Here is a 19844-nt window from a genome sequence, read left to right on the forward strand (position 1 = left end):
GCATGGCCGCCTACGACTACATCCACGACGGCACAGCGATCTACGAGCGCTCCTTCGCCATCATCCGTGCCGAGGCCGACCTGTCGCGCTTTTCCGACGCCGAGGCCGATGTGGCGACCCGCATGATCCATGCCTGCGGCCAGGTCGAAGCATCAAGCCATTTCGTCTTTTCGCCCGACTTCGTCTCCGCCGCGCGCAAGGCTCTTGCCGCCGGCGCGCCGATCTTCTGCGACGCGGAGATGGTCTCCCATGGCGTCACCCGCGCCAGGCTACCGGCCGGCAACGAGGTGATCTGCACGCTGCGCGACTCGCGCACGCACGACATCGCCAGGGAGATCGGCAACACCCGCTCGGCCGCCGCCATCGACCTGTGGGGCGAACGCATGGCCGGTTCGGTCGTCGCCATCGGCAATGCGCCGACCGCACTCTTCTACCTCCTGGAGAAGCTGCGCGACGGCGCACCGAAGCCGGCGGCCATCATCGGCATGCCGGTCGGCTTCGTCGGTGCGGCCGAATCGAAGGATGCGCTGGCCGAGAATTCCTATGGCGTGCCCTACGCCATCGTGCGCGGCAGGCTTGGCGGCAGCGCCATGACCGCCGCAGCGCTCAATTCGCTGGCGAGGCCCGGCCTGTGAACGCGCTTGCAAAAGGCCGCCTTGTCGGCGTCGGCACCGGTCCCGGCGATCCTGAACTGTTGACGCTGAAGGCCGCGCGGGCCTTGGCCGAGGCCGATGTCGTCGCCTATTTCGCCAAGCGCGGCAACAACAGCAACGCGCGCGCCATCGTCGAGGCGCGCTTCCGGCCGGACATGCTGGAACTGCCGCTGCTCTATCCCGTCACAACCGAGATCGACAAGGATCACGACGACTACCGCTCGCAGATCACCGGTTTCTACGAGGAGTCGGCGCAAAAGGTCGCCGAACATCTCGAAGCCGGCAGGATGGTTGCCGTCCTGTCCGAGGGCGACCCGCTGTTCTACGGCTCCTACATGCATCTGCATGTGCGCCTCGCCCATCGTTTCCCGACCGAGGTCATCCCCGGCGTCACCGCAATGTCCGGCTGCTGGTCGCAAACCGGTGTGCCGATCGTCCAGGGCGACGATGTGCTGACCGTGCTGCCCGGCACGATGAGCGAGTTCGAACTGACGCGCCGGCTGGCCGACACCGATGCCGCCGTCATCATGAAGGTCGGCCGCAATCTGCCCAAGATCAGGCGGGCGCTGGAGGCCACCGGCAAGCTGACGCGCGCCATCTATGTCGAGCGCGGCACCATGGCCGGCAGCGTCTCGATGAAGCTCGCCGACAAACAGGACGACAAGGCCCCCTACTTCGCCATTGTACTGGTCGCCGGCTGGTCAGGCCGGCCCGGCGCGCTGGGAGCGCAGGCATGAGCGGCCGTCTCACTGTCATCGGCCTCGGGCCTGGCAATACCGACCAGGTCACCCCGGAAGCCAGCCGTGCCGTGGCCGAGGCGAAATTCTTCTATGGCTACAAACCCTATCTCGACCGGCTGCATCTGCGCCCCGACCAGACCCGTGTCGCGTCCGACAACCGCGAGGAACTCGCCCGCTCCAAGGATGCCTTGATCAAGGCCGCCGAGGGCCATGACGTCGCCGTGGTTTCCGGCGGCGATCCCGGAGTCTTCGCCATGGCGGCCGCCGTCTGCGAGGCGATCGAGGCCGGGCCGGCCGAATGGCGCGCGGTCGATGTCGCCGTCGTGCCCGGCATCACGGCCATGCTTGCCGTTGCCGCCCGCATCGGCGCGCCGCTCGGCCATGATTTCTGCGCCATCTCGCTTTCCGACAATCTGAAACCCTGGGAGCTGATCGAACTGCGCCTTCTGGCAGCTGCCGGCGCTGGCTTCGTCATTGCGCTCTACAACCCGATCAGCAAGGCGCGCCCCTGGCAGCTCGGCCGCGCCTTCGAATGCCTGACCGCGATCCTGCCCGGCACCACGCCTGTCATTTTCGGCCGCGCCGCCGGCCGTCCGGACGAGCGCATCGAAGTTTATCTGCTGGCTGACGTCGACGCGCAAAAGGCCGACATGGCGACCTGCATCATCATCGGCTCGCCGGAAACCCGCATCATAAAGCGCGGCGACAAACCGGCGCTGGTCTACACGCCTCGTTCTGCAGCAGGCTCGACAAAATGATCGACCATTGCGGCGAGCTCATCGACGGTTTCAGCCGAAGGCACGTCCGGCAGATCAGGCCTGCGGACCATGACCACGTCGATGCCAAGCGCCCGCGCGGCGGCAATCTTGCCGTAAGTGGCGGCGCCGCCGCTGTTCTTGGACACGACGACTTCGATGCGGTGCTCTTCGAGCAGCGCGCGTTCTTCCGCCTCGCCAAACGGTCCGCGAGCCAGCAGATAGCTCACATCCGGCACGGCCAGCTTCGGCTCGACGGGATCGACGCTGCGAATGAGGTAGTGATGCTGGGGGGCTGCTTCGAAAGCGGCAACCTCTTGCCGGCCAAGCGCCAGGAAGACGCGCCGCGGCGCCGGACCAGCCGTTTGCGCGGCGTCGCTTGTTGTATCGACCTCAGTCCAGCGGTCGCCATCGACCGGCTCCCAGCCCGGACGGCGCAAAGCAAGGATCGGCACGCCGGTCAGCCGCGCCGCTTGCGCGGCATTGGCGGAGATTCGCGCTGCGTAAGGATGCGTGGCGTCGATCATCAGGTCGGTGCCGGCCTCCCTGAGATAGGCCGCCAGCCCCTCGGCGCCGCCAAAGCCTCCGCTTCGCACGGGCACGCCTTGCGCGACCGGGCTTTCGGTGCGGCCGGCCAGAGACAGCGTGACCGAAGCGCGTACCGCCAGTTTGCCGGCCAGTTGCCGGGCTTCCGTGGTGCCGCCGAGGATCAGAATGCGGTGGGTCATCATGCCTGCTGAAAGTTCGCGCCGCGCCAGGCCTAAATGGCTGACGGTGATCGGCATCGGCGAGGACGGTTTAGCGGGTCTCGGCGACGAGGCCAAGCAGCGGATTGCCAAGGCCGAGATCATCTTCGGCGGCAAGCGGCATCTGGCGCTGGTCGCGTCCTTCGCCAAGGGCGAGCCGCGGCCCTGGCCGGTTCCTTTCGATGCCGGCATGGCCGATGTGCTGGCGCTTGCCGGCAGAAACGTCTGTGTGCTCGCCTCCGGTGATCCTTTTTTTCACGGCGTCGGCGCCACCCTCGTCCGCAAGGTCAAGCCCCGGGAGATGCATGTCATCCCCGCGCCGTCGGCCGTTTCGCTGGCCGCCGCCCGCCTTGGCTGGGCGCTGCAGGATATCGAGATCGTCTCGCTGCATGGCCGGCCGCTCGACCTGATCCGGCCGCTGCTGCAGCCCGAAGCACGCATCCTGGCGCTGACGTCGGATGCCGAAATGCCAGCTGCGATTGCCCGCTTGCTCACCGAGCTCGATTTCGGCGCCTCGCGCTTGACGGTTCTGGAAGCTCTGGGCGGTCCAAGGGAGAACCAGCGCTCGACTCGAGCCGATGCCTTCGACCTCGAAAACATCAATCCGCTCAATGTGCTGGCCATAGAAATTGATTCGGATCCGCAAGCCCGCATCCTGCCACTCACGGTTGGTCTTGCCGATCATCTGTTCGACCATGACGGCCAGATCACCAAACGCGAAATCCGCGCCGTCACCCTGTCGTCACTGGCGCCGAGGCGCGGCGAATTGCTGTGGGATATCGGCGCCGGCTCGGGCTCCATCGGCATCGAATGGATGCTCGCCCACCCCTTGATGCGCACGATCGCTATCGAAGCCGATCCGGGCCGCGCCGCCCGCATCCACCGCAACGCCGCCGCCTGTGGTGTTCCCGGCCTTGTCGTGGTGGAAGGCAGCGCACCCAAGGCGCTGGCCAGGCTGGACACGCCGGACGCGATCTTCATCGGCGGCGGCGGCAGCGATACCGGCGTGTTGAACGCTGCCATCAAGGCGCTGCGTTCCGGCGGCCGGCTCGTCGCCAATGCAGTCACGCTGGAGATGGAAGCCCTGCTTCTCGCGCAGCACACAAAGCTTGGTGGTGACCTCATCCGGATAAACATATCGCGTGCCTCGCCGGTCGGCTCGATGCAGGCCTGGCGGCCGGCCATGCCGGTCACCCAATGGAGTTGGGTGAAGCCATGATGGTCGCGGGCATCGGCAGCCGAAAAGGCGTTGGCGTTGAAGACGTGCTTGCCGCGATTGAAACCGCTCTGGAAGCGCATGGGCTGGCCATGACGGCGCTTTCCGCACTGGCCACCGCCGCACTTAAGAAGGATGAAGCAGCTATTGCCGCCGCCGGCCGCGCGTTGAACCTTCCGGTCATCATCGTCGATGACGCGGCTCTTCGGGGCGTCTCGGAGGAAACGCTGAGCCACTCCGACCTGTCGCAAGAAGTCGCCGGCACGCCCTCGGTTTCCGAGGCATCCGCCCTTGCCGTGGCCGGCGCCGGCGCAAAACTGCTTGGCCCTCGCATCATGCTTGGCCCGGTCACCTGCGCCATCGCCGTCAGCGGAGACGCGCCATGACCGTTCATTTCATCGGCGCCGGTCCGGGTGCCGCCGACCTCATCACGCTGCGCGGCGCCAGGCTGCTGGCAAGCTGCCCGGTCTGCCTGCATGCCGGCTCGATCGTCGCGCCAGAATTGCTGCAGCATTGCGCGCCGGGAACGAAGCTGATCGACACCGCGCCGATGTCGCTCGACGAGATCGAGGCGGCCTATGTCGAGGCCCACAAGGCAGGCCACGACGTCGCCCGCCTGCATTCCGGCGACCTGTCGGTGTGGAGCGCGGTTGCCGAACAGATCCGCCGGCTGGAAAAGCACGGCATACCCTACACGCTGACGCCAGGCGTCCCCTCCTTCGCTGCAGCCGCCGCAGCACTTCGCCGCGAGCTGACCATTCCCGAAGTCGCGCAAAGCCTGGTGCTGACCCGCGTCTCCGGCCGCGCTTCAAAAATGCCGCCCGGCGAAACGCTGGCAGGCTTCGGCCGCACCGGCGCCACGCTCGCCATTCATCTTGCCATCCACGCCATCGACCGCGTCGTCGCCGAATTGACGCCGCATTATGGCGGCGATTGTCCGGTGGCGATCGTCTTCCGCGCCTCCTGGCCGGACGAGCGGGTGCTGACCGGTACGCTGGAAACGATCGAGGCGCAGCTGGCCGCCGATCCGATGGAGCGCACCGCGATCATCTTCGTCGGCCGCTCACTGGCGGCGGAAGGTTTCGGCGAAAGTTCATTGTACGACGCCCACTATCAGCGGCGTTTTCGCGGACGGGACGGATTGTGAGCGGCAGCAGCAAAAACAACGGCGGCAACGCCACGCTCGAACAGGCGCTCGCCCGGCTGAACTTCAAGCCGCGCCCACTGGAGCCGGGCCATGTCTGGCTGGCCGGCGCCGGTCCCGGCGACCCCGGCTGCCTGACGCTGGAAGTGCTGGCGGCTTTGGCCGAGGCGGACGCGCTGGTCTACGACGCGCTGGTCTCGCCGGATGTCGTCGCCGTTGCCGCAAACGCCGAGCTGTTCTTTGCCGGCAAGCGCGGCGGCCAGCCGTCGATGAAGCAGGATGACATCACCGCTCTGCTGGTCCGGCTGGCGCGCGAAGGCCGCCGCGTTATCAGGCTCAAGGGCGGCGATCCCTATATTTTCGGTCGTGGCGGCGAAGAAGCCTTGGCGCTCGCACGCGAAACCATTCCATTCCGCGTGCTGCCGGGCCTGACATCCGGCCTGAGCGCGCTCGCCGCCACCGGCATCCCGGCCACCATGCGCGGCATCAACAAGGCGGTGATCCTGGCGACCGGCCACGCCGCCGGCACCGACGACGACATCGACTGGGCGGCGATCGCCCGCACCGGCCAGCCAGTCGTGGTCTATATGGGCATGGCCAATTTGCCTTTGATCGCGGCAGCTCTGCTCGACGGCGGGCTGGCTCCATCGACGCCGGCGGCGGTGATCGTCGCCGCCACCACGCCGCAGGAGCGGACCGTCGTCGCTACGCTCACCACAATCGCCGAGGAAGCGGCCGCAGCAGGGCTGACCTCGCCGGCGCTGATCGTCGTCGGCGGCATCGTCGCCATGCGCGCGGCACTGAGGGGGCAGGCATGACCGCCCGCGCCATCATCATCGGCGCGCCGCGCTCCGGCTCGGGCAAGACCAGCGTCACCATCGGCATCTTGCGCGCGCTCACCCGGCGCGGCCTGAAGGTGCGCGGCGCCAAATCCGGCCCCGACTATATCGACCCCGGTTTCCACACCGCCGCCACCGGCCTGTCCGGCGTCAATCTCGACAGCTGGGCCATGCCGCCGTCGCTGCTCAATGCGCTGGCCGCGCAACAGGCCGACGACACCGATTTCGTCATCCTCGAAAGCGCCATGGGCCTGTTCGACGGCATTCCGGCCGCGCCTGGGCGAACCGGTTCTGCCGCCGACCTTGCCCGGCTCTACGGCCTGCCGGTGCTGCTGGTGCTCGACGTGTCGGGCCAGTCGACCACGGCGGCCGCTGTCGCCAAGGGCTTCGCCACCTACGATCCGGATGTGCGCATGGCCGGCGTCGTGCTCAACCGGCTGGGCAGCGAACGCCATCGCAAGCTGTCAGGCGACGCCATCGAGGCGATCGGCCTGCCTGTCGTCGGCGCCATCTTGCGCGATCCCACGCTGAACCTGCCCGAACGGCATCTCGGCCTCGTCCAGGCTGGCGAGTATGATGATCTGATGGCGCATCTCGACCGGCTGGCCGACATGGCGGAGAAGTCGCTCGACCTCGATGCCGTGATGAGGCTGGCGACGCCCCTCGCTCCGGCGGCTGGCGGCTTCGCCGGCGCGCTGCAGCCGCCCGGTCAACGCATCGCGCTCGCCGAGGATGGCGCCTTTACTTTCCTTTACCCGCACGTTGCCGCCTATTGGCGCAAGGCCGGCGCGGAGATCGTTCCGTTCTCGCCGCTCGCCGACGAGGCGCCCGACGACAGTTGCGACGTCTGCTGGCTGCCCGGCGGCTACCCCGAGCTTCACGCCGGCAAGCTTGCCGCTGCTGCGAATTTCCATGCCGGAATGGCGCGTTTCGGCGCGACCAGGCCCATCCATGGCGAGTGCGGCGGCTTCATGGTGCTTGGGGAAGCGCTGGAGGATGCCTCCGGCGAGACGCACGGAATGCTTGGCCTGCTCGGCCATGCCACCAGCTTCGCCAAGAGAAAGATGAATCTCGGCTATCGCGAGGCGCGGTTGCGCGCCGATTGCCCGCTGGGCGCGCAAGGCGCGCTGATCCGCGGCCATGAATTCCACTATGCGCAGATGACGGCCACCGGCAATGACGAGCCTCTGGCCGACCTTGCCGACGGCCAGGGCAATCCGATCGGCGCTTCCGGCTACCGGCGTGGTCATGTCAGCGGTACCTTCTTCCATGCGATAGCGAGGGCCAGTGCATGAAGCTCCCGAATTTGACCCTTTCGCCCCGGCAAATCCTCGACGACGTCGCGCTCTGCCTGGTCTTCTTCACCCGCCTGCCTTTGCCCGACCTCGACTTTCGCGGCCGCGGCCTTGCCGCCGCGATCTGGGCCGCACCGGTCGCCGGCCTCCTTGTCGGGCTGATCGGCGCCATCGTCTTTGCCACGGCGGAACGGTTCGGCCTTGCCATGGGGCCGGCGGCGGCACTTGCCCTCGTTGCAACCGTGATCACCACCGGCTGCCTGCACGAGGATGGACTGTCCGACGTCGCGGACGGCTTTGGCGGCGGCAAGTCGCGCGGCCGCAAACTCGACATCATGCGCGACAGCCGCATCGGCGCCTATGGTGCCATGGCGCTGGCGCTGTCGCTGCTGATCCGCTGGAACGTGCTTTCGGAACTGGTGGATCCCACCCAGGCTCTCTTTGCCCTTGTTGCCGCGCATGCGGCCTCGCGCGGCGTGCTGGGCGTCTTCATGCACCTCTTGCCGCCGGCGCGGTCTGACGGCCTCTCGGCCGGCGCCGGTACCGTCTCGCTTGAAACTGCCATCGCCGGCGCCGTGCTCGGCGCGATCCCGCTGCTCCTGCTCGGAGCCGGTGGCGCCATTGCCGCGCTCATCCTGCTTGGCCTGCTCTTTGCCGCCTTCCATGCCCTTTGCCTCAACCAGATCGGTGGCCAGACCGGCGACACGATCGGTGCCCTGCAGCAGGTCAGCGAAATCGCGGTGCTTCTCGTCGCTTCCGTAGCGCTTTCCTCTTGACCTGATTCCCTTTCGGAGACCTTGCCCCCATGCCCTTCAAATCCCTCGATGAATTGCGCGCCGCCTGCCTCGACCTGCCCGCCGGCAGCGATGCCGCGGCAAAGGCCGTTGCCAGCCGCCAGGACACGCTGACCAAGCCGCAAGGCAGCCTCGGCCGGCTGGAAACCATCGCCGCCTGGCTGGCGCGCTGGCAGGGCCGCGACATGCCCAGGCTCGACCGGGTGAAAGTCTTCGTCTTCGCCGGCAATCACGGCGTCACCGCGCAAGGCGTGTCGGCCTATCCCTCAGAAGTCACCGTGCAGATGGTGGCGAACTTCGCCGGCGGCGGTGCCGCCATCAACCAGTTCGCCCGCATCGCCGGCGCCGAGCTCGATGTCATCCCGCTCGACCTCGACCATCCCACCGGCGACTTCACGCAAGTGCCGGCAATGGATGAGAAAGCCTTCCTTGCCAATGTCTCAGCTGGCTATGATGCGGTGACTAAGGACCTCGATCTGGTCTGCTTCGGCGAAATGGGCATCGGCAACACCACGCCGGCAGCCGCCATTTCGGCGGCGCTGTTCGGCGGTGGCGCGGAAAAATGGACCGGGCGCGGCACCGGCGTCGACGATGCCGGCCTGAAGCGCAAGGTGGTCGCCATCGAAGCCGGCCTGAAGCGCCACGCCGCAGCCCTCGCCGATCCGCTGGGCGTTGCCGCGGCACTCGGCGGCCGCGAACTCGCCGCCATCTTCGGCGCCACGCTGGCCGCCCGTCATCTCGGCATACCCGTGCTGCTCGACGGCTTCGTCTGCACGGCTGCCGCCGCCCCGCTGGCCAGACTACATCCGACCGGCCTCTCCCACACCATCGCGGCCCATGTTTCGGCCGAATCGGGCCATCGCCGCCTGCTCGAAGCGCTCGGCCTGCCCCCCCTGCTCGATCTCGGCATGCGGCTCGGCGAAGGCTCCGGCGCTTGCCTCGCCGTCAACATCGTCCGCTCGGCGCTGGAGTGCCATGCTAGGATGGCAAGCTTTGCCGAGGCCGGGGTGTCGGAAAAGTAGTTCCAGACTCCGCCGGTTCAGTCGACCGAGCCGCTCTCGCCATGGCAGGAGCGGCATCCTCCGGTTGCGGCGATTCTCGAATAGATCTGGCGGATGAAAAAGCTTCATCCCGCAGCCGCTGCCGTGGCTATTGCCGTAGTGCTTGCACTTGTGCTTCGGCGCAGTGGATACTCCAGCTACGGCCCGATCGACAAAGCGATTTTCATTGTCTTCCTGGTTTCTTCTGGTGGCTGATCAGCGATTTTTCAGGCGGCAAAGGCGGAACTGACGCTAACGAAGCTGCAAGCGTGGAAAAGAACATTGCTTTTCGATTCGGCAGATTTCTAAGCCGCGTTTTTGGACGCGGTTAGAGACGCGCCAAACGCGTCTCGCTTTCAGGGTCTTTCCACCAAGTCTTCAAGGAATTTGGTGGGTGCGCACAGGATTGAACTGTGGACCCGCTGATTAAGAGTCAGCTGCTCTACCAACTGAGCTACGCACCCACTCGGCCGGCGAAAGCCGGCGTTGGCGGGCATATAGCCGCCACCATCGGTCATGTCTAGCCCTGCCGGAATCATTTCCCGACAAATCGACAAACCCTTACCGCGATCAGACGAACAGTCTGCCTTCCGCCACCTTGACCGCATGGCCGCCAATGCGCGCGGAGGCCAGTTTTCCGCCCTGTACGGTCAGTTCCAGGCGGATGCGCGACGGCCTGCCCATTTCCAGCCCCTGCTCGATCCACAGCTGCGAAATGCCGTCCGTCGGAGCATCGAAATGCATGATGGCGCCGGCAAAGGCCGCCGCCGCCGAACCGGTCGCCGGATCTTCATAGGAAGGCGTGCCGGGCACGATCATGCGCACATGGAATGCGCTCTCATGGTTCACCGTCTCGCGGCAATAAACATAGGGGCTGGCGAAGGCCCACTCGCTCTTGCGCGGCGCCAGCTCCGACCAGGCCTGGTTGTCCAGCCGGATGCGGCCCGCCGCTTCGAGATTGGCGACCGGAATGGTCACATAGGGCACGCCCGCCGACCAGAAGGCGACGCGGTGATTCTCGAAGCCGATCTCATGCGGCGCCAGGCCGAGGGCGGCACCGATCGCCTGCGGATCGGCCTCGAGCTTCAACGGCTCGGGCAATTTCGCCAGGTCGAACTCGGCGAAAGCGGCGCCGTCATGCCTGCTGACGGCGCAGCGCACCGGGCCGATGTTTTCCTCCAGCACGAAGATACCGGCTCCGTCCTCGCCGGCCAGGTCGGCCAGCGCGATTGCCGAACCAACTGTCGGATGGCCAGCGAACGGCATTTCATAGTCCGGCGTGAAGATGCGGATGCGGTTTTTATGCTTGGGGTTGTCCGGCGGCAGCACGAAGACCGTCTCGGACAGGTTGAATTCGCGCGCGATGGCCTGCATCGCTGCCGTGTCCAGACCTTTGCAATCCAACACCACGGCCAGCGGGTTGCCGGCCAGTCGCTCGGTCGTAAACACATCGTAAAGCAAGTAATTCCGGGTTTGCATTCCTGCCTCAATCCCAACATGGGCGAAATTTAATTTGATATTTGGACCGGTAACCCTGATCTGTGCACAGACAGGGACATTACGCATCATAGGGGTCCGACGTGGACCAGATTGTCAATCTGCCAAAGACGGAATCGGATTCCGCCATCGAGACGGCGCTCGGGCTCGATAAGAAGGGGCGGAGCAAGACGCGCCGGCGTGGCTGGCTCTATGCGTTGCTGACCCTGATCGTGCTCGCCGCCGGTCTTGGCCTCTATCAGTGGTATGCTGGCACGCCCGCCAGGATCGATTATACCACCGTGCCGGCCGCCAGGGCCGACCTCACTGTCCAGGTCTCGGCGACGGGCACACTGCAGCCGCTCACCCAGGTCGATATTTCCAGCCAGCTCTCCGGCATCATCCGCTCGGTCTCGGTGAATGAGAACCAGCAGGTGAAGAAGGGCGACGTGCTGGCGGCCCTCGACACCACCAAGCTGCAGGTGCAAATCGAGCGCGCCGAGGCTTCCGCCAAGGGCGCGGCGGCCAATGTCGAGGATGCCACGGTGACGCTCGCCGAGAACGAGAGCGCGCTGGTGCGCGCGGCCGCCTTGACCAAGCGCGGCATGGCGACCGACCAGTCGCTGGAGGCAGCGACGGCGACGCGCGACCGCTCGAAGGCAGCGCTTGATAGCGCGCAGGCCAATCTCGCCATCGCCAATGCCGATCTGAAATCGCAGCAGACCGACCTTGCCAACAGCACCATCTACGCGCCGATCGACGGCATCGTGCTGACGCGCTCGGTCGACCCCGGCCAGACGGTCGCCTCCTCGCTGCAGGCGCCGGTGCTGTTCATCATCGCCGCCGATCTGAGGAACATGGAGCTGGTGGCGGCGGTTGACGAGGCCGATATCGGTGCCGTCAAGACTGGCCAGCATGCCCGCTTCACCGTCGACGCCTTCCCGGAGCGGCCGTTCGACGCCGAGATCCGCGACATCTCCTATGCTTCGGTCACGACGGACGGCGTCGTCACCTACAATGCACGGCTCGAGGTCGACAACAACGAACTGTTGCTGCGCCCCGGCATGACCGCCACGGTTACGGTCGTCACAAGACAGGCCAAGGATGTGCTGACCGTGCCCGCCAGCGCCTTCCGCTATCGCCCGACGCAGCAAGCAGCCCGCGCATGGAGCTTCAGCGACCTGTTTACCGGCCGCATGGGCCGTCCGGGCGGCAATCGCCAGCGCCAGGCCGCAACGGCCCCCACCGACGGCTCGCGCACACTCTATGTGCTGGAGAACGGCCGGCCGCATGCGGTCAACGTCAAGATCGGCTCGACCGATGGCGAGCTGACCGAGATCACGTCCGGCCTGGAGGAAGGCGCGCAGGTCATCACCACCTCGCAGCTGCGGAGCTGAGGCCGTGGCCGCGGGCGCGCCCCTCATCACCTTCGACAAGGTCTGGAAGAGCTATGGCCAGGGCGAGGCCCGGGTTCACGCGCTGGCCGGCGTCGACCTCGCCATCCGGCGCGGCGAATTCGTCGCCATCATGGGCCCTTCCGGCTCGGGCAAATCGACGGCGATGAACATCATCGGCTGCCTCGACACGCCGACGGCCGGAACCTACTCCTTCATGGGCGTCGATGCCGGCCGGCTCGACCGCAACCGCCGCGCCATGCTGCGCAACCTTTATGTCGGCTTCGTCTTCCAGGGCTACAATCTCCTGGCGCGCACCACGGCGGCCGAAAATGTCGAACTGCCGCTGATCTATCGCGGCGTGGCCAGCCGCGAGCGCCGCGACCTTGCCATGCAGGCGCTCGCCCAGGTCGGCCTGGTCGGCCGCGAGCATCACACGCCGGCCGAACTTTCCGGCGGCCAGCAGCAGCGCGTGGCCATCGCGCGCGCCATCGTCACCCGGCCGACGCTGCTCGTCGCCGACGAGCCGACCGGCAATCTCGACACCGCACGCACGCACGAGATCATGGAGCTGCTGACAAAGCTCAATAAGGAGCTCGGCCTGACCGTCACCATGGTCACTCATGAGGCCGATGTCGCCGACTATGCCGAACGCACCATCCGCTTCCTCGACGGCCACGTCGCCTCCGACACCGCGAATCTGGAGACGGCATAACCATGATCTGGGAAACCGTCCGCCTCTCGCTTCGCTCGATCCGCCGCAACGTGCTGCGCTCGTTCCTCACGCTGCTCGGCATCGTCATCGGCGTCGCCGCCGTCATTGCCATGCTGACCATCGGCTCCGGCACGACGCAGAAGGTCAAGGCCGACATCTCCAAGCTCGGCAGCAATCTTCTGGTCGTTCGTGCCGGACGCCCGGCAGGCCCCGGCGGCCCGGGCGGGCTCGACCAGGTGGTGCGGCCGCTGGCCGAGAAGGATCTCGCGGCGCTGGTCGCGCATCTGACCGGCGCGCGCGCCATTTCGCCGGCCTCGCAAAAGCAGGTCCGCGTCATCTTCGGCACCGAGAGCCTGACCTCAGGCGTCACCGGCACCGACAGCGCCTATCTCGATGCGCGCGACTGGAAACTGGTGTCGGGCCGGCCGTTCAGCGATTCCGAAACCCGCTCGGGCACTGGCGTCTGCCTGATCGGCGAGACGGTGCGCCAGCAATTCTTCGGCGCCGGCGATCCCGAAGGCGAGATCATCCGCGTCAACCGCACCTCCTGCAAGATCATCGGGCTGCTCGAACCTAAGGGCTACACCGGCTTCGGCCAAGACCAGGACAACGTCGTCCTGATGCCGCTGCACGCCTATCAGCGCCGCATCGCCGGCAATCGTGACATCGACAACATCTACATCGCCGCCGACGACCGCACCCCGACCAGCGAGTTGCAGCCGCGCGTCGAGGACATTTTGCGCGATATCAGGCGCATCACGCCGGATCGCGAAAGCGATTTCGGCATCCGCGACATGACCCAGATCGCCGACGCCATGGCCAGCGCCACCACCACCATGACCGGCATGCTGGGCGCGGTCGCCGGCGTCAGCCTTCTGGTCGGCGGCATCGGCATCATGAACATCATGCTGGTCTCGGTCACCGAGCGCACGCGCGAGATCGGCATCAGGCTCGCCATCGGCGCGCATGAAAAGCACATCCTGATCCAGTTCCTGGTCGAGGCAACCGTGCTGTCGCTGCTCGGCGGCATCATCGGCATCCTGATCGGCCTGGGGCTCGCCGGCCTCGCCTCGGCGACGCTGACCATCCCCTTCGCGCCAAGCCCGGCGGTCATCCTGCTGGCCGTCGGTTTCTCGGCACTGATCGGCATGGTGTTTGGCTTCTTCCCGGCGCTGCGCGGCGCGCGCCTCGATCCGATCGACGCGCTGCGGCACGAGTAGAAAGCCGGGCCGGCTCCATCACGAGCGACGGCTATTCCCAACCTTGGATGCTTGCCTGCACCGGCAGCACTGTCGCCCTCTGGTCGACGATGCTAAGACATCTCAGGTTGAGGAACGACACATGAGCAAGAAGACACGACTGATCGTGACGATGGTGATCATCGAGGCCGCCCTGGCAGGCATCTGGTGGTATCTCGCCCGCTTCGGCATGGCCAATCCCGATCGCGTCACGTCGGATTTCCAGGCAGTCGTCGGCCAGACCATGGGAATGGCCATGGGTGGGTTGCTGGGCATCGGCTTAATCTTGTTTCTCGTCGCGGCCCGCAACGACCGCAAGGCGGCGCAGGAGAAGGCGCGCCCTTAATCCAGGCCGGAAAAGTGCCACTCGATCAGCGGCTTCATATACGATGTCAGCCCGTCCGGCAGGTCGCCGGCATGGCGTATGACCACCGGCCCTTCGATCTCCGGATCGGTTTCGCTGGCGACGAAGGCTGAGATTCGCCGCGCGATCTCATCAGCCGGCGCCGGCTCGTGATAACGGCGGAAAATCACCGTGCCGCTGTTCGTCGACAAGGCGTGGTAGCGCTCGCCGCGTTCAGCAGCCGACAGGTCGAGGCCGGTCTCTTCGCGCACCTCGCGGATCATGTTGAAGTCGACATCGACCAGCCCATCGCGGAAATCGACCGGCTCGAACGAACCGGCGGCGAAATAGACGCGGCCGGCATTGACCGTGTGACGTCCCATGCGGATCGCCACCAGCGCATTGTCGCCGGCCACCAGCATGGCATGGGCATAGGCATGCTCGGCTCCGGAATTCTCGCGCTGCTTCCGCCAGAGCATGAAGGTGGAGTAGTTGACCGCATGGCAGCGGCCGATCAGGCTGTTGTCACGCCAGGCAAGCTGCGACAGCAGCACCACCGTGCCGTCGAACAGCGCCGGATTGGCTGCTATCTCGCGCTGCCAGTTCTCGGCGATCGCCTCGGCATTATCCCTGGCGAAGGGATGCGGGCCGGGATCGAGCCGGACGTCGACGGCATCGACGGGCAGGATGACATTGCGCGGAAGATTGAAACTCATGCGTCTAAGCCCCAATACCGCCTATCGAGCCCCGATCATGCTTATCCAACCATGTCCAGCGTGATCGCCACCGGGCAATGGTCCGACGCTTTCGGCCGGTCCCAGCCGGCGCGCGGAAAGCGCTCGACTTCCTGGCCAGCCGGAAAGATCGTGCGCCAGGGCTGGCCATTGCGGATGATGTCGGGAACGGCGGTGGCGTTCTTCGCCGCCACCCCCCTGGACAGCAGGATATAGTCGAGCTGGCAGAGATGCCGCTCTTCGGGTCCGCGCGTGTGATAGAAGGTCCAGCGGTCCATTTCCGGCCGACGCTCGATGACGTTCTCGCAGAAGCCGCCGGCGGTCAGCACGTCGATGCAGGACTGCGCCTCGTCGACCACCTCGAAACGGTAGCCGTCGAGGTCGTCGCCGGCGATCTTCACGCGCTGGCGGTAATCGTTCATGTCGCCACAGATCGCCCAGCGCTTGTCAGCGGCATGATCCGCACCGAAGCGTTCCTCGATAATCCGGCGCACGGCTTTCGCCTCGGCGATACGCACAGGCATCGTCGCCTCGCGTCCGTCGAGCCCGTTGCGTGGCGAGCCCATCGACTTGAAATGCACGAGATAGAGCGTCAGCGGCACGCCACTCACGGTGATGTCGACTTCCAGGCAGTCGCGCCGGAAGATGCGTTCATTGGCCTCGCTGCCGAGGGCCGCCAGTTCAGGCGTGTGCAGCCCGAACTGCTCGTAGGTGACGTAGGCATGGCTGGTCATGCGCACGAATTCGATCGGCTGTCCCTGCGCGGTCTCGTTGCGCATCATCACGGCGACATCGATGCCGCGCGAGTCGTTGCCTGAGGTGGTGTATTTCTGCCGATAGCCCTGCCCCACCATCTTGAACAGATAGCCGTATTCGAAGGCCTTCAGCGCCTCGATATTGTCGACCTCCTGCATGCAGATGATGTCGGCCCGGGTGGCGGCGATCGCCAGCGCCGTCAGCTGGCGCGTGTCGTCGGACTGCGCGATGGCGCGAGCCTGCTCCAGCATCTTGTATTCGGCTTCGCTCTGGATGTCGAACAGCGCCAGCGTCCGATCCTCGTTGAGCTGGTTGCGATAGCCGGAAAAATCGAACCTGTTCATCAGGTTCTCGACATTGAAGGTGGCAAGGCGCAGCGACATGCCCTGACCTTTGCCTGCAAGAGCGCCGGAACACAAGATCGCAGGACCACAAGCCAAGATCGTTTGGACCTGACGGCATTCGCGCCATGGTTGACGGAACCTTTCCGTTCATCCGCCGTTCAGACGCAAAGATCCACAGTGGACCCATTCCAGGGTAGGCGTGGGGCCTTTAGCTCTTGGAGAGTGTTATGAACTCGCTCTTTTCATCCACCATCAAATCCGGGCTGATTGCGCTCGGCATTGTCTCCGGCATCACGGCGCCATCGGCCGCCGGACCGATCATGCAACCGGATCTGGCGCTTCCCACAAGCACGACAGCACCGGCGGTCACGCCGGTGCGCGACAGCTGGGCTGGTGGCAATAACAATAGCCCGGTTTTCAACAACGACTGGAGATGGCGCCGGTCAGGCCACTGGAACGGTGGCCGGCAATGGAACCGCAACAACTGGGATGGCGGAAACTGGAACCGTGGAAACTGGAACGGCGGCGATGACTGGCGTTGGCGCCGCCATCACCATCGCCGCTACTATGATGACGGTGCGGGTGCCGCGATCCTTGGCCTTGGCCTGGGGCTCGGCCTCGGCAGCATGTACAACAACTACAACAACTACGATTACTATGCGCCGGCACCGCGCCGCTACTACCGCGCCGGGCGGCTTTCGAATGCCCATGTCCGGTGGTGCTACAACCGCTACCGGTCGTATCGTGCCTGGGACAACACGTTCCAGCCCTATGGCGGCCCGCGCCAGCAATGCTGGTCGCCCTATAGCTGATCTGTAAGCGCGCCACGCGGAAATGAAAACGGCGCCCTGGGGGCGCCGTTTTTTTGATCAAGAAGAACAGATTTCGATCAGTTCTTGGCCTTGTCGACCAGCTTGTTCTTCGAAATCCACGGCATCATCGCGCGCAGCTTGGCGCCGACTTCCTCGATCTGGTGGCTGTCGTTCATGCGGCGGATGCCCTTGAAGCGCGACAGGCCGGCGCGGTATTCCTGCATCCATTCCGAAGTAAACTTGCCGGTCTGGATGTCCTTCAGCACGCGCTTCATCTCGGCCTTGGTCTCGGCGGTGATGATGCGCGGGCCCGAGACATACTCGCCCCACTCGGCGGTGTTCGAGATCGAGTAGTTCATGTTGGCGATGCCGCCTTCATAGATCAGGTCGACGATCAGCTTGACCTCGTGCAGGCACTCGAAATAGGCCATTTCCGGCGCGTAGCCGGCTTCCACCAGCGTCTCGAAGCCGGCGCGGATCAGTTCGACCAGGCCGCCGCACAGCACGACCTGCTCGCCGAACAGATCGGTCTCGCATTCCTCGCGGAAATTGGTCTCGATGATGCCCGAACGGCCGCCGCCGACGCCGCAGGCGTAGGACAGCGCCAGGTCGAGCGCATTGCCTGAGGCATCCTGGTTGACGGCGACCAGGCACGGCACGCCGCCGCCCTTCTGGTATTCGCCGCGCACCGTGTGGCCCGGGCCCTTCGGCGCGATCATGACGACGTCGACGGTCGACTTCGGCTCGATCAGGCCGAAATGCACGTTGAGGCCGTGCGCGAAGGCGATCGCCGCACCGTCGCGGATGTTCGGCGCGATCTCGTTCTTGTAGATGTCGGCCTGCAGCTCGTCGGGCGTCGCCATCATCATCAGGTCGGCCCATTTGGCGGCGTCCGCCACGCTCATCACCTTGAGCCCGTCGGCCTCGACCTTCTTGGCGGTCGCCGAGCCGGCCTTGAGGCCGATGGCGATTTCCTTGGCGCCGGAATCCTTGAGGTTGAGCGCATGCGCCCTGCCCTGGCTGCCATAGCCGATGATGGCGACCTTCTTGCCCTTGATCAGGTTGAGATCGGCATCACGATCGTAATAGACGCGCATTTTTTACTTCCTTCCCGTTTCTAAGATCAGAGGCCCTGCGGCCCGGTTTTTGCTCCGAAAAGAGCGAGAAACTGCTGCGTCGCCCGTACGGCATCGCCGCCGATCGTCGCCTCAGTCAATTCCAGCCGGTCGCCGAGCAGCAGACGGATCTGCACGTCGCGGGCGACCAGCCCGAAAAAGGTGCGGAACGCCGTCTCGGCATCCGCGAAATCGAGAAGCCCGGCCTGGCGCCCGGCCTCCAGCACCGGCTTCAGCCGCCGGGCCAGCGCGAAGCGGCCATTCTCCAGCACGACGGCGCCGAGGTCGTCCTTACCCGAGCCGGCATGCCCGACCGCCACCCGGTTGAGCGCGATCGAAGTATCGCTGGAAATCACCTTCAGCCAGTCGGAAGCGAAACGCTCAAGGCTTGCCGTCAGCGAGGCAAGGTCGAGCCCCTTGGCGTCGACGGGCGCCACACGCACCTTGGAGGCCTGCCACTGCACGGTTGCCGTCAACAGCCCGTCGCGGTCGCCGAACCATTTGTAGAGTGTTTCCTTGGAGCAGCTGGCCCGCCTGGCCACGGCGGTCATGGTCAGCTGATCGCCCTCCTCGACCAACAGCCGCAACGCCGCATCCAGAACGGCCTTCTGCCGCTCCGTCAGCGTCTCGCTGGTGTCGATGTCAGGCACGATGTGCAACACGCTCTTCCCTCGCGGACAGGCAAACCGATTAGCCCGGCAAGCCGTACCGTACGTTACGGTTCGGCATATTGCGCAATCCGGCCCGGCGCGCAAGGGGGCGGCGCGGAAAAAGATCGACGGCCGCGAGCGCCAGCGTTGTCATTGAGGCGTCGCGGCACAGCGGCCAAGATCAGTCGAGGACAGCCGGATCACGCAGCCGGCCAAGCAGCGCCGACATCATCTTCAGCTCATCCGCTGAAAGTTTGCCGCCAACCAGGTCGGCGATTGATCGTCCATAGACGGCCCACATCCGCCGGCGCGTCTCGCGCCCCTTGGCCGTGATGCGGATGGTCTGGCCGCGACCATCATCGGCCACCGGCAGCTTCTCGACCAGACCGTCGGCCTCTAGCCGGGCCAGCAGCCGCGAGATGTTGTACTGCGCAAACAAAGTGCGCTCGATCAATTGAAAAGGCCTCAGGCCGCCCTCGCCCGCCTCGGCGAGTTCGTGCAGCACGTCGTACCAGGCGAGCGGCGGCAAGCCGCTCTCCTTCAACGCGTCCTCGGCATTCTCGACCAGCTGACGCGAAACGCGCATCAGGCGGGCCCAGGCGGTGATGGCTTCCGGCGAAGGCGTGGCTTTCTCGGTCATGGCCCACCCTAGACGATAGATGCAAATGCATCAAGCTTGACGATAAATGCATCTGCATCTATATAAATGCAATTGCATCAACATCGAAAGGCAAACCCATGAAACACGAGATCTGCAAGATCGCCGACGTCCCCGAGACAGGCAGCCTGATCGCCCCATTCTTCGGCCGCGAGGTCCATGTCTGGCGCAGAGGCGAACGCATCCGCGCCGCCGCCAATGCCTGTCTGCATTTCGGCGGGCCATTGAACTGCAAGGATGGCAGGCTGGTCTGTCAATGGCACGGCGCCGCATTCGACATGATGTCGGGCGAACGCATCGACGGTCCGGCACCGAAGAATTCCCGTCTGATGTTCCTGTCGACACGCGTCGAAAACGGCGCGTTGAACTATGTCTGGGGAGAGTGAA

At 65.5% G+C, this 19844-nt stretch carries 24 protein-coding genes and 1 tRNA gene; 17 read left to right on the top strand and 8 right to left on the bottom strand.

All coding sequences use genetic code 11. The annotated features are described in order from the left end of the window. Positions 1-2: 2 nt before the first annotated feature. Genes ACLGL5_RS27040 through ACLGL5_RS27050 form a run of 3 tightly spaced genes read left to right on the top strand, consistent with a single transcriptional unit; the run spans position 3 to position 2151 of the window. On the top strand, positions 3-635 hold the full coding sequence (locus ACLGL5_RS27040) for a precorrin-8X methylmutase (protein WP_038647514.1): 633 nt from the start codon (positions 3-5) through the stop codon (positions 633-635). Then, positions 632-1390: a precorrin-2 C(20)-methyltransferase gene (locus ACLGL5_RS27045; protein WP_069092421.1), complete on the top strand. Its 759-nt coding sequence runs from the start codon at positions 632-634 to the stop codon at positions 1388-1390. The genes ACLGL5_RS27040 and ACLGL5_RS27045 overlap by 4 nt, the downstream gene beginning before the upstream one ends. After that, positions 1387-2151 (top strand): precorrin-3B C(17)-methyltransferase, encoded by a 765-nt coding sequence (locus ACLGL5_RS27050; protein ID WP_038647518.1) that lies wholly within the window; start codon positions 1387-1389, stop codon positions 2149-2151. The genes ACLGL5_RS27045 and ACLGL5_RS27050 overlap by 4 nt, the downstream gene beginning before the upstream one ends. Here ACLGL5_RS27050 and ACLGL5_RS27055 read toward each other — a convergent pair. Next, positions 2115-2876 (bottom strand): cobalt-precorrin-6A reductase, encoded by a 762-nt coding sequence (locus tag ACLGL5_RS27055; protein WP_038652893.1) that lies wholly within the window; start codon positions 2874-2876, stop codon positions 2115-2117. The two genes, ACLGL5_RS27050 and ACLGL5_RS27055, sit on opposite strands and share 37 nt — an antisense overlap. Before the next feature lies 1 nt (position 2877). Between ACLGL5_RS27055 and ACLGL5_RS27060 the strand changes: the two genes are divergently transcribed. From ACLGL5_RS27060 to ACLGL5_RS27095, 8 genes are all read left to right on the top strand, one after another. After that, on the top strand, positions 2878-4113 hold the full coding sequence (locus ACLGL5_RS27060) for a bifunctional cobalt-precorrin-7 (C(5))-methyltransferase/cobalt-precorrin-6B (C(15))-methyltransferase (protein WP_069092422.1): 1236 nt from the start codon (positions 2878-2880) through the stop codon (positions 4111-4113). Beyond that, positions 4110-4496, top strand: coding sequence for a cobalamin biosynthesis protein (locus tag ACLGL5_RS27065; RefSeq protein WP_069092423.1), 387 nt, complete (start codon positions 4110-4112; stop codon positions 4494-4496). The genes ACLGL5_RS27060 and ACLGL5_RS27065 overlap by 4 nt, the downstream gene beginning before the upstream one ends. Continuing rightward, positions 4493-5257 (top strand): precorrin-4 C(11)-methyltransferase, encoded by a 765-nt coding sequence (cobM, locus tag ACLGL5_RS27070; RefSeq protein WP_038647521.1) that lies wholly within the window; start codon positions 4493-4495, stop codon positions 5255-5257. Before ACLGL5_RS27065 ends, cobM begins: the two co-directional genes overlap by 4 nt. After that, complete coding sequence (gene cobA / locus ACLGL5_RS27075; RefSeq protein WP_069092424.1) at positions 5254-6072, top strand: uroporphyrinogen-III C-methyltransferase; 819 nt, start codon at positions 5254-5256, stop codon at positions 6070-6072. Before cobM ends, cobA begins: the two co-directional genes overlap by 4 nt. Continuing rightward, a complete protein-coding gene (locus tag ACLGL5_RS27080) occupies positions 6069-7388 on the top strand; it encodes a cobyrinic acid a,c-diamide synthase CobB (protein WP_069092425.1) in 1320 nt (439 codons plus the stop codon). The genes cobA and ACLGL5_RS27080 overlap by 4 nt, the downstream gene beginning before the upstream one ends. Further along, positions 7385-8164, top strand: coding sequence for an adenosylcobinamide-GDP ribazoletransferase (gene cobS / locus ACLGL5_RS27085; protein WP_064983930.1), 780 nt, complete (start codon positions 7385-7387; stop codon positions 8162-8164). The genes ACLGL5_RS27080 and cobS overlap by 4 nt, the downstream gene beginning before the upstream one ends. Before the next feature lie 29 nt (positions 8165-8193). Continuing rightward, on the top strand, positions 8194-9204 hold the full coding sequence (gene cobT / locus ACLGL5_RS27090; RefSeq protein ID WP_069092426.1) for a nicotinate-nucleotide--dimethylbenzimidazole phosphoribosyltransferase: 1011 nt from the start codon (positions 8194-8196) through the stop codon (positions 9202-9204). Between the two features lie 93 nt (positions 9205-9297). Further along, positions 9298-9438 carry a hypothetical protein gene (locus tag ACLGL5_RS27095; RefSeq protein WP_155249110.1) on the top strand — a complete coding sequence of 47 codons (141 nt, stop codon included), beginning with the start codon at positions 9298-9300 and terminating at the stop codon, positions 9436-9438. Between the two features lie 172 nt (positions 9439-9610). Here ACLGL5_RS27095 and ACLGL5_RS27100 read toward each other — a convergent pair. Together ACLGL5_RS27100 and ACLGL5_RS27105 are read right to left on the bottom strand one after the other, a co-directional pair. Then, positions 9611-9686 (bottom strand) — tRNA-Lys (locus tag ACLGL5_RS27100). A gap of 106 nt (positions 9687-9792) precedes the next feature. Next, positions 9793-10701, bottom strand: coding sequence for a PhzF family phenazine biosynthesis protein (locus ACLGL5_RS27105; RefSeq protein WP_069092427.1), 909 nt, complete (start codon positions 10699-10701; stop codon positions 9793-9795). Positions 10702-10802: 101 nt separating this feature from the next. Here ACLGL5_RS27105 and ACLGL5_RS27110 point away from each other — a divergent pair, with 101 nt between their 5' ends. From ACLGL5_RS27110 to ACLGL5_RS27125, 4 genes are all read left to right on the top strand, one after another. Next, positions 10803-12095, top strand: coding sequence for an efflux RND transporter periplasmic adaptor subunit (locus ACLGL5_RS27110; RefSeq protein WP_069092428.1), 1293 nt, complete (start codon positions 10803-10805; stop codon positions 12093-12095). Positions 12096-12099: 4 nt separating this feature from the next. Beyond that, positions 12100-12807: an ABC transporter ATP-binding protein gene (locus ACLGL5_RS27115; protein WP_069092429.1), complete on the top strand. Its 708-nt coding sequence runs from the start codon at positions 12100-12102 to the stop codon at positions 12805-12807. A 2-nt stretch (positions 12808-12809) separates the two neighbouring features. Then, positions 12810-14027, top strand: coding sequence for an ABC transporter permease (locus ACLGL5_RS27120; RefSeq protein WP_019858966.1), 1218 nt, complete (start codon positions 12810-12812; stop codon positions 14025-14027). Between the two features lie 121 nt (positions 14028-14148). After that, positions 14149-14391, top strand: a complete 243-nt coding sequence (locus ACLGL5_RS27125) for a hypothetical protein (protein WP_019858967.1) — start codon at positions 14149-14151, stop codon at positions 14389-14391. Here ACLGL5_RS27125 and ACLGL5_RS27130 read toward each other — a convergent pair. Both ACLGL5_RS27130 and ACLGL5_RS27135 read right to left on the bottom strand, forming a co-directional pair. Beyond that, complete coding sequence (locus tag ACLGL5_RS27130) at positions 14388-15104, bottom strand: hypothetical protein (RefSeq protein ID WP_069092430.1); 717 nt, start codon at positions 15102-15104, stop codon at positions 14388-14390. The genes ACLGL5_RS27125 and ACLGL5_RS27130 overlap by 4 nt on opposite strands. Positions 15105-15145: 41 nt before the next feature. Further along, entirely contained in the window at positions 15146-16261 is a 1116-nt protein-coding gene (locus ACLGL5_RS27135) for an endonuclease/exonuclease/phosphatase family protein (RefSeq protein ID WP_069092431.1), read from the bottom strand. Between the two features lie 188 nt (positions 16262-16449). On the opposite strand from ACLGL5_RS27135, the gene ACLGL5_RS27140 reads away from it, so the two are divergent. Beyond that, positions 16450-17034 (top strand): BA14K family protein, encoded by a 585-nt coding sequence (locus ACLGL5_RS27140; protein WP_019858971.1) that lies wholly within the window; start codon positions 16450-16452, stop codon positions 17032-17034. 77 nt (positions 17035-17111) lie between these two features. Here ACLGL5_RS27140 and ilvC read toward each other — a convergent pair whose 3' ends face one another. The 3 genes from ilvC to ACLGL5_RS27155 all read right to left on the bottom strand — a co-directional run bounded on the left by ilvC (position 17112) and on the right by ACLGL5_RS27155 (position 19439). Continuing rightward, positions 17112-18131 carry a ketol-acid reductoisomerase gene (gene ilvC, locus ACLGL5_RS27145; RefSeq protein ID WP_010910140.1) on the bottom strand — a complete coding sequence of 340 codons (1020 nt, stop codon included), beginning with the start codon at positions 18129-18131 and terminating at the stop codon, positions 17112-17114. A gap of 26 nt (positions 18132-18157) precedes the next feature. Beyond that, positions 18158-18811 (bottom strand): TetR/AcrR family transcriptional regulator, encoded by a 654-nt coding sequence (locus ACLGL5_RS27150; protein WP_069092432.1) that lies wholly within the window; start codon positions 18809-18811, stop codon positions 18158-18160. Positions 18812-18980: 169 nt separating this feature from the next. Further along, complete coding sequence (locus tag ACLGL5_RS27155; protein WP_019858973.1) at positions 18981-19439, bottom strand: MarR family winged helix-turn-helix transcriptional regulator; 459 nt, start codon at positions 19437-19439, stop codon at positions 18981-18983. Between the two features lie 98 nt (positions 19440-19537). Here ACLGL5_RS27155 and ACLGL5_RS27160 point away from each other — a divergent pair, with 98 nt between their 5' ends. Beyond that, entirely contained in the window at positions 19538-19843 is a 306-nt protein-coding gene (locus tag ACLGL5_RS27160; protein ID WP_069092433.1) for a Rieske (2Fe-2S) protein, read from the top strand. The last annotated feature ends 1 nt before the right edge of the window (position 19844 follow it).

This window comes from Mesorhizobium sp. U510 (genome assembly GCF_059180695.1).

What these genes read in the sequence shown, in the direction of transcription:
- ACLGL5_RS27060 (WP_069092422.1), top strand. Translation starts at nt 2,878, where the DNA reads ATGCCTGCTGAAAGTTCGCGCCGCGCCAGGCCTAAATGGCTGACGGTG.
- cobT (WP_069092426.1), top strand. Translation starts at nt 8,194, where the DNA reads ATGCCCTTCAAATCCCTCGATGAATTGCGCGCCGCCTGCCTCGACCTG.
- cobM (WP_038647521.1), top strand. Translation starts at nt 4,493, where the DNA reads ATGACCGTTCATTTCATCGGCGCCGGTCCGGGTGCCGCCGACCTCATC.
- ACLGL5_RS27120 (WP_019858966.1), top strand. Translation starts at nt 12,810, where the DNA reads ATGATCTGGGAAACCGTCCGCCTCTCGCTTCGCTCGATCCGCCGCAAC.
- ACLGL5_RS27130 (WP_069092430.1), bottom strand. Translation starts at nt 15,104, where the DNA reads ATGAGTTTCAATCTTCCGCGCAATGTCATCCTGCCCGTCGATGCCGTC.
- ACLGL5_RS27105 (WP_069092427.1), bottom strand. Translation starts at nt 10,701, where the DNA reads ATGCAAACCCGGAATTACTTGCTTTACGATGTGTTTACGACCGAGCGA.
- ACLGL5_RS27050 (WP_038647518.1), top strand. Translation starts at nt 1,387, where the DNA reads ATGAGCGGCCGTCTCACTGTCATCGGCCTCGGGCCTGGCAATACCGAC.
- ACLGL5_RS27135 (WP_069092431.1), bottom strand. Translation starts at nt 16,261, where the DNA reads ATGTCGCTGCGCCTTGCCACCTTCAATGTCGAGAACCTGATGAACAGG.
- ACLGL5_RS27160 (WP_069092433.1), top strand. Translation starts at nt 19,538, where the DNA reads ATGAAACACGAGATCTGCAAGATCGCCGACGTCCCCGAGACAGGCAGC.
- cobS (WP_064983930.1), top strand. Translation starts at nt 7,385, where the DNA reads ATGAAGCTCCCGAATTTGACCCTTTCGCCCCGGCAAATCCTCGACGAC.
- ACLGL5_RS27065 (WP_069092423.1), top strand. Translation starts at nt 4,110, where the DNA reads ATGATGGTCGCGGGCATCGGCAGCCGAAAAGGCGTTGGCGTTGAAGAC.
- ACLGL5_RS27040 (WP_038647514.1), top strand. Translation starts at nt 3, where the DNA reads ATGGCCGCCTACGACTACATCCACGACGGCACAGCGATCTACGAGCGC.
- ACLGL5_RS27140 (WP_019858971.1), top strand. Translation starts at nt 16,450, where the DNA reads ATGAACTCGCTCTTTTCATCCACCATCAAATCCGGGCTGATTGCGCTC.
- ilvC (WP_010910140.1), bottom strand. Translation starts at nt 18,131, where the DNA reads ATGCGCGTCTATTACGATCGTGATGCCGATCTCAACCTGATCAAGGGC.
- ACLGL5_RS27125 (WP_019858967.1), top strand. Translation starts at nt 14,149, where the DNA reads ATGAGCAAGAAGACACGACTGATCGTGACGATGGTGATCATCGAGGCC.
- ACLGL5_RS27155 (WP_019858973.1), bottom strand. Translation starts at nt 19,439, where the DNA reads ATGACCGAGAAAGCCACGCCTTCGCCGGAAGCCATCACCGCCTGGGCC.
- ACLGL5_RS27055 (WP_038652893.1), bottom strand. Translation starts at nt 2,876, where the DNA reads ATGACCCACCGCATTCTGATCCTCGGCGGCACCACGGAAGCCCGGCAA.
- ACLGL5_RS27080 (WP_069092425.1), top strand. Translation starts at nt 6,069, where the DNA reads ATGACCGCCCGCGCCATCATCATCGGCGCGCCGCGCTCCGGCTCGGGC.
- ACLGL5_RS27095 (WP_155249110.1), top strand. Translation starts at nt 9,298, where the DNA reads ATGAAAAAGCTTCATCCCGCAGCCGCTGCCGTGGCTATTGCCGTAGTG.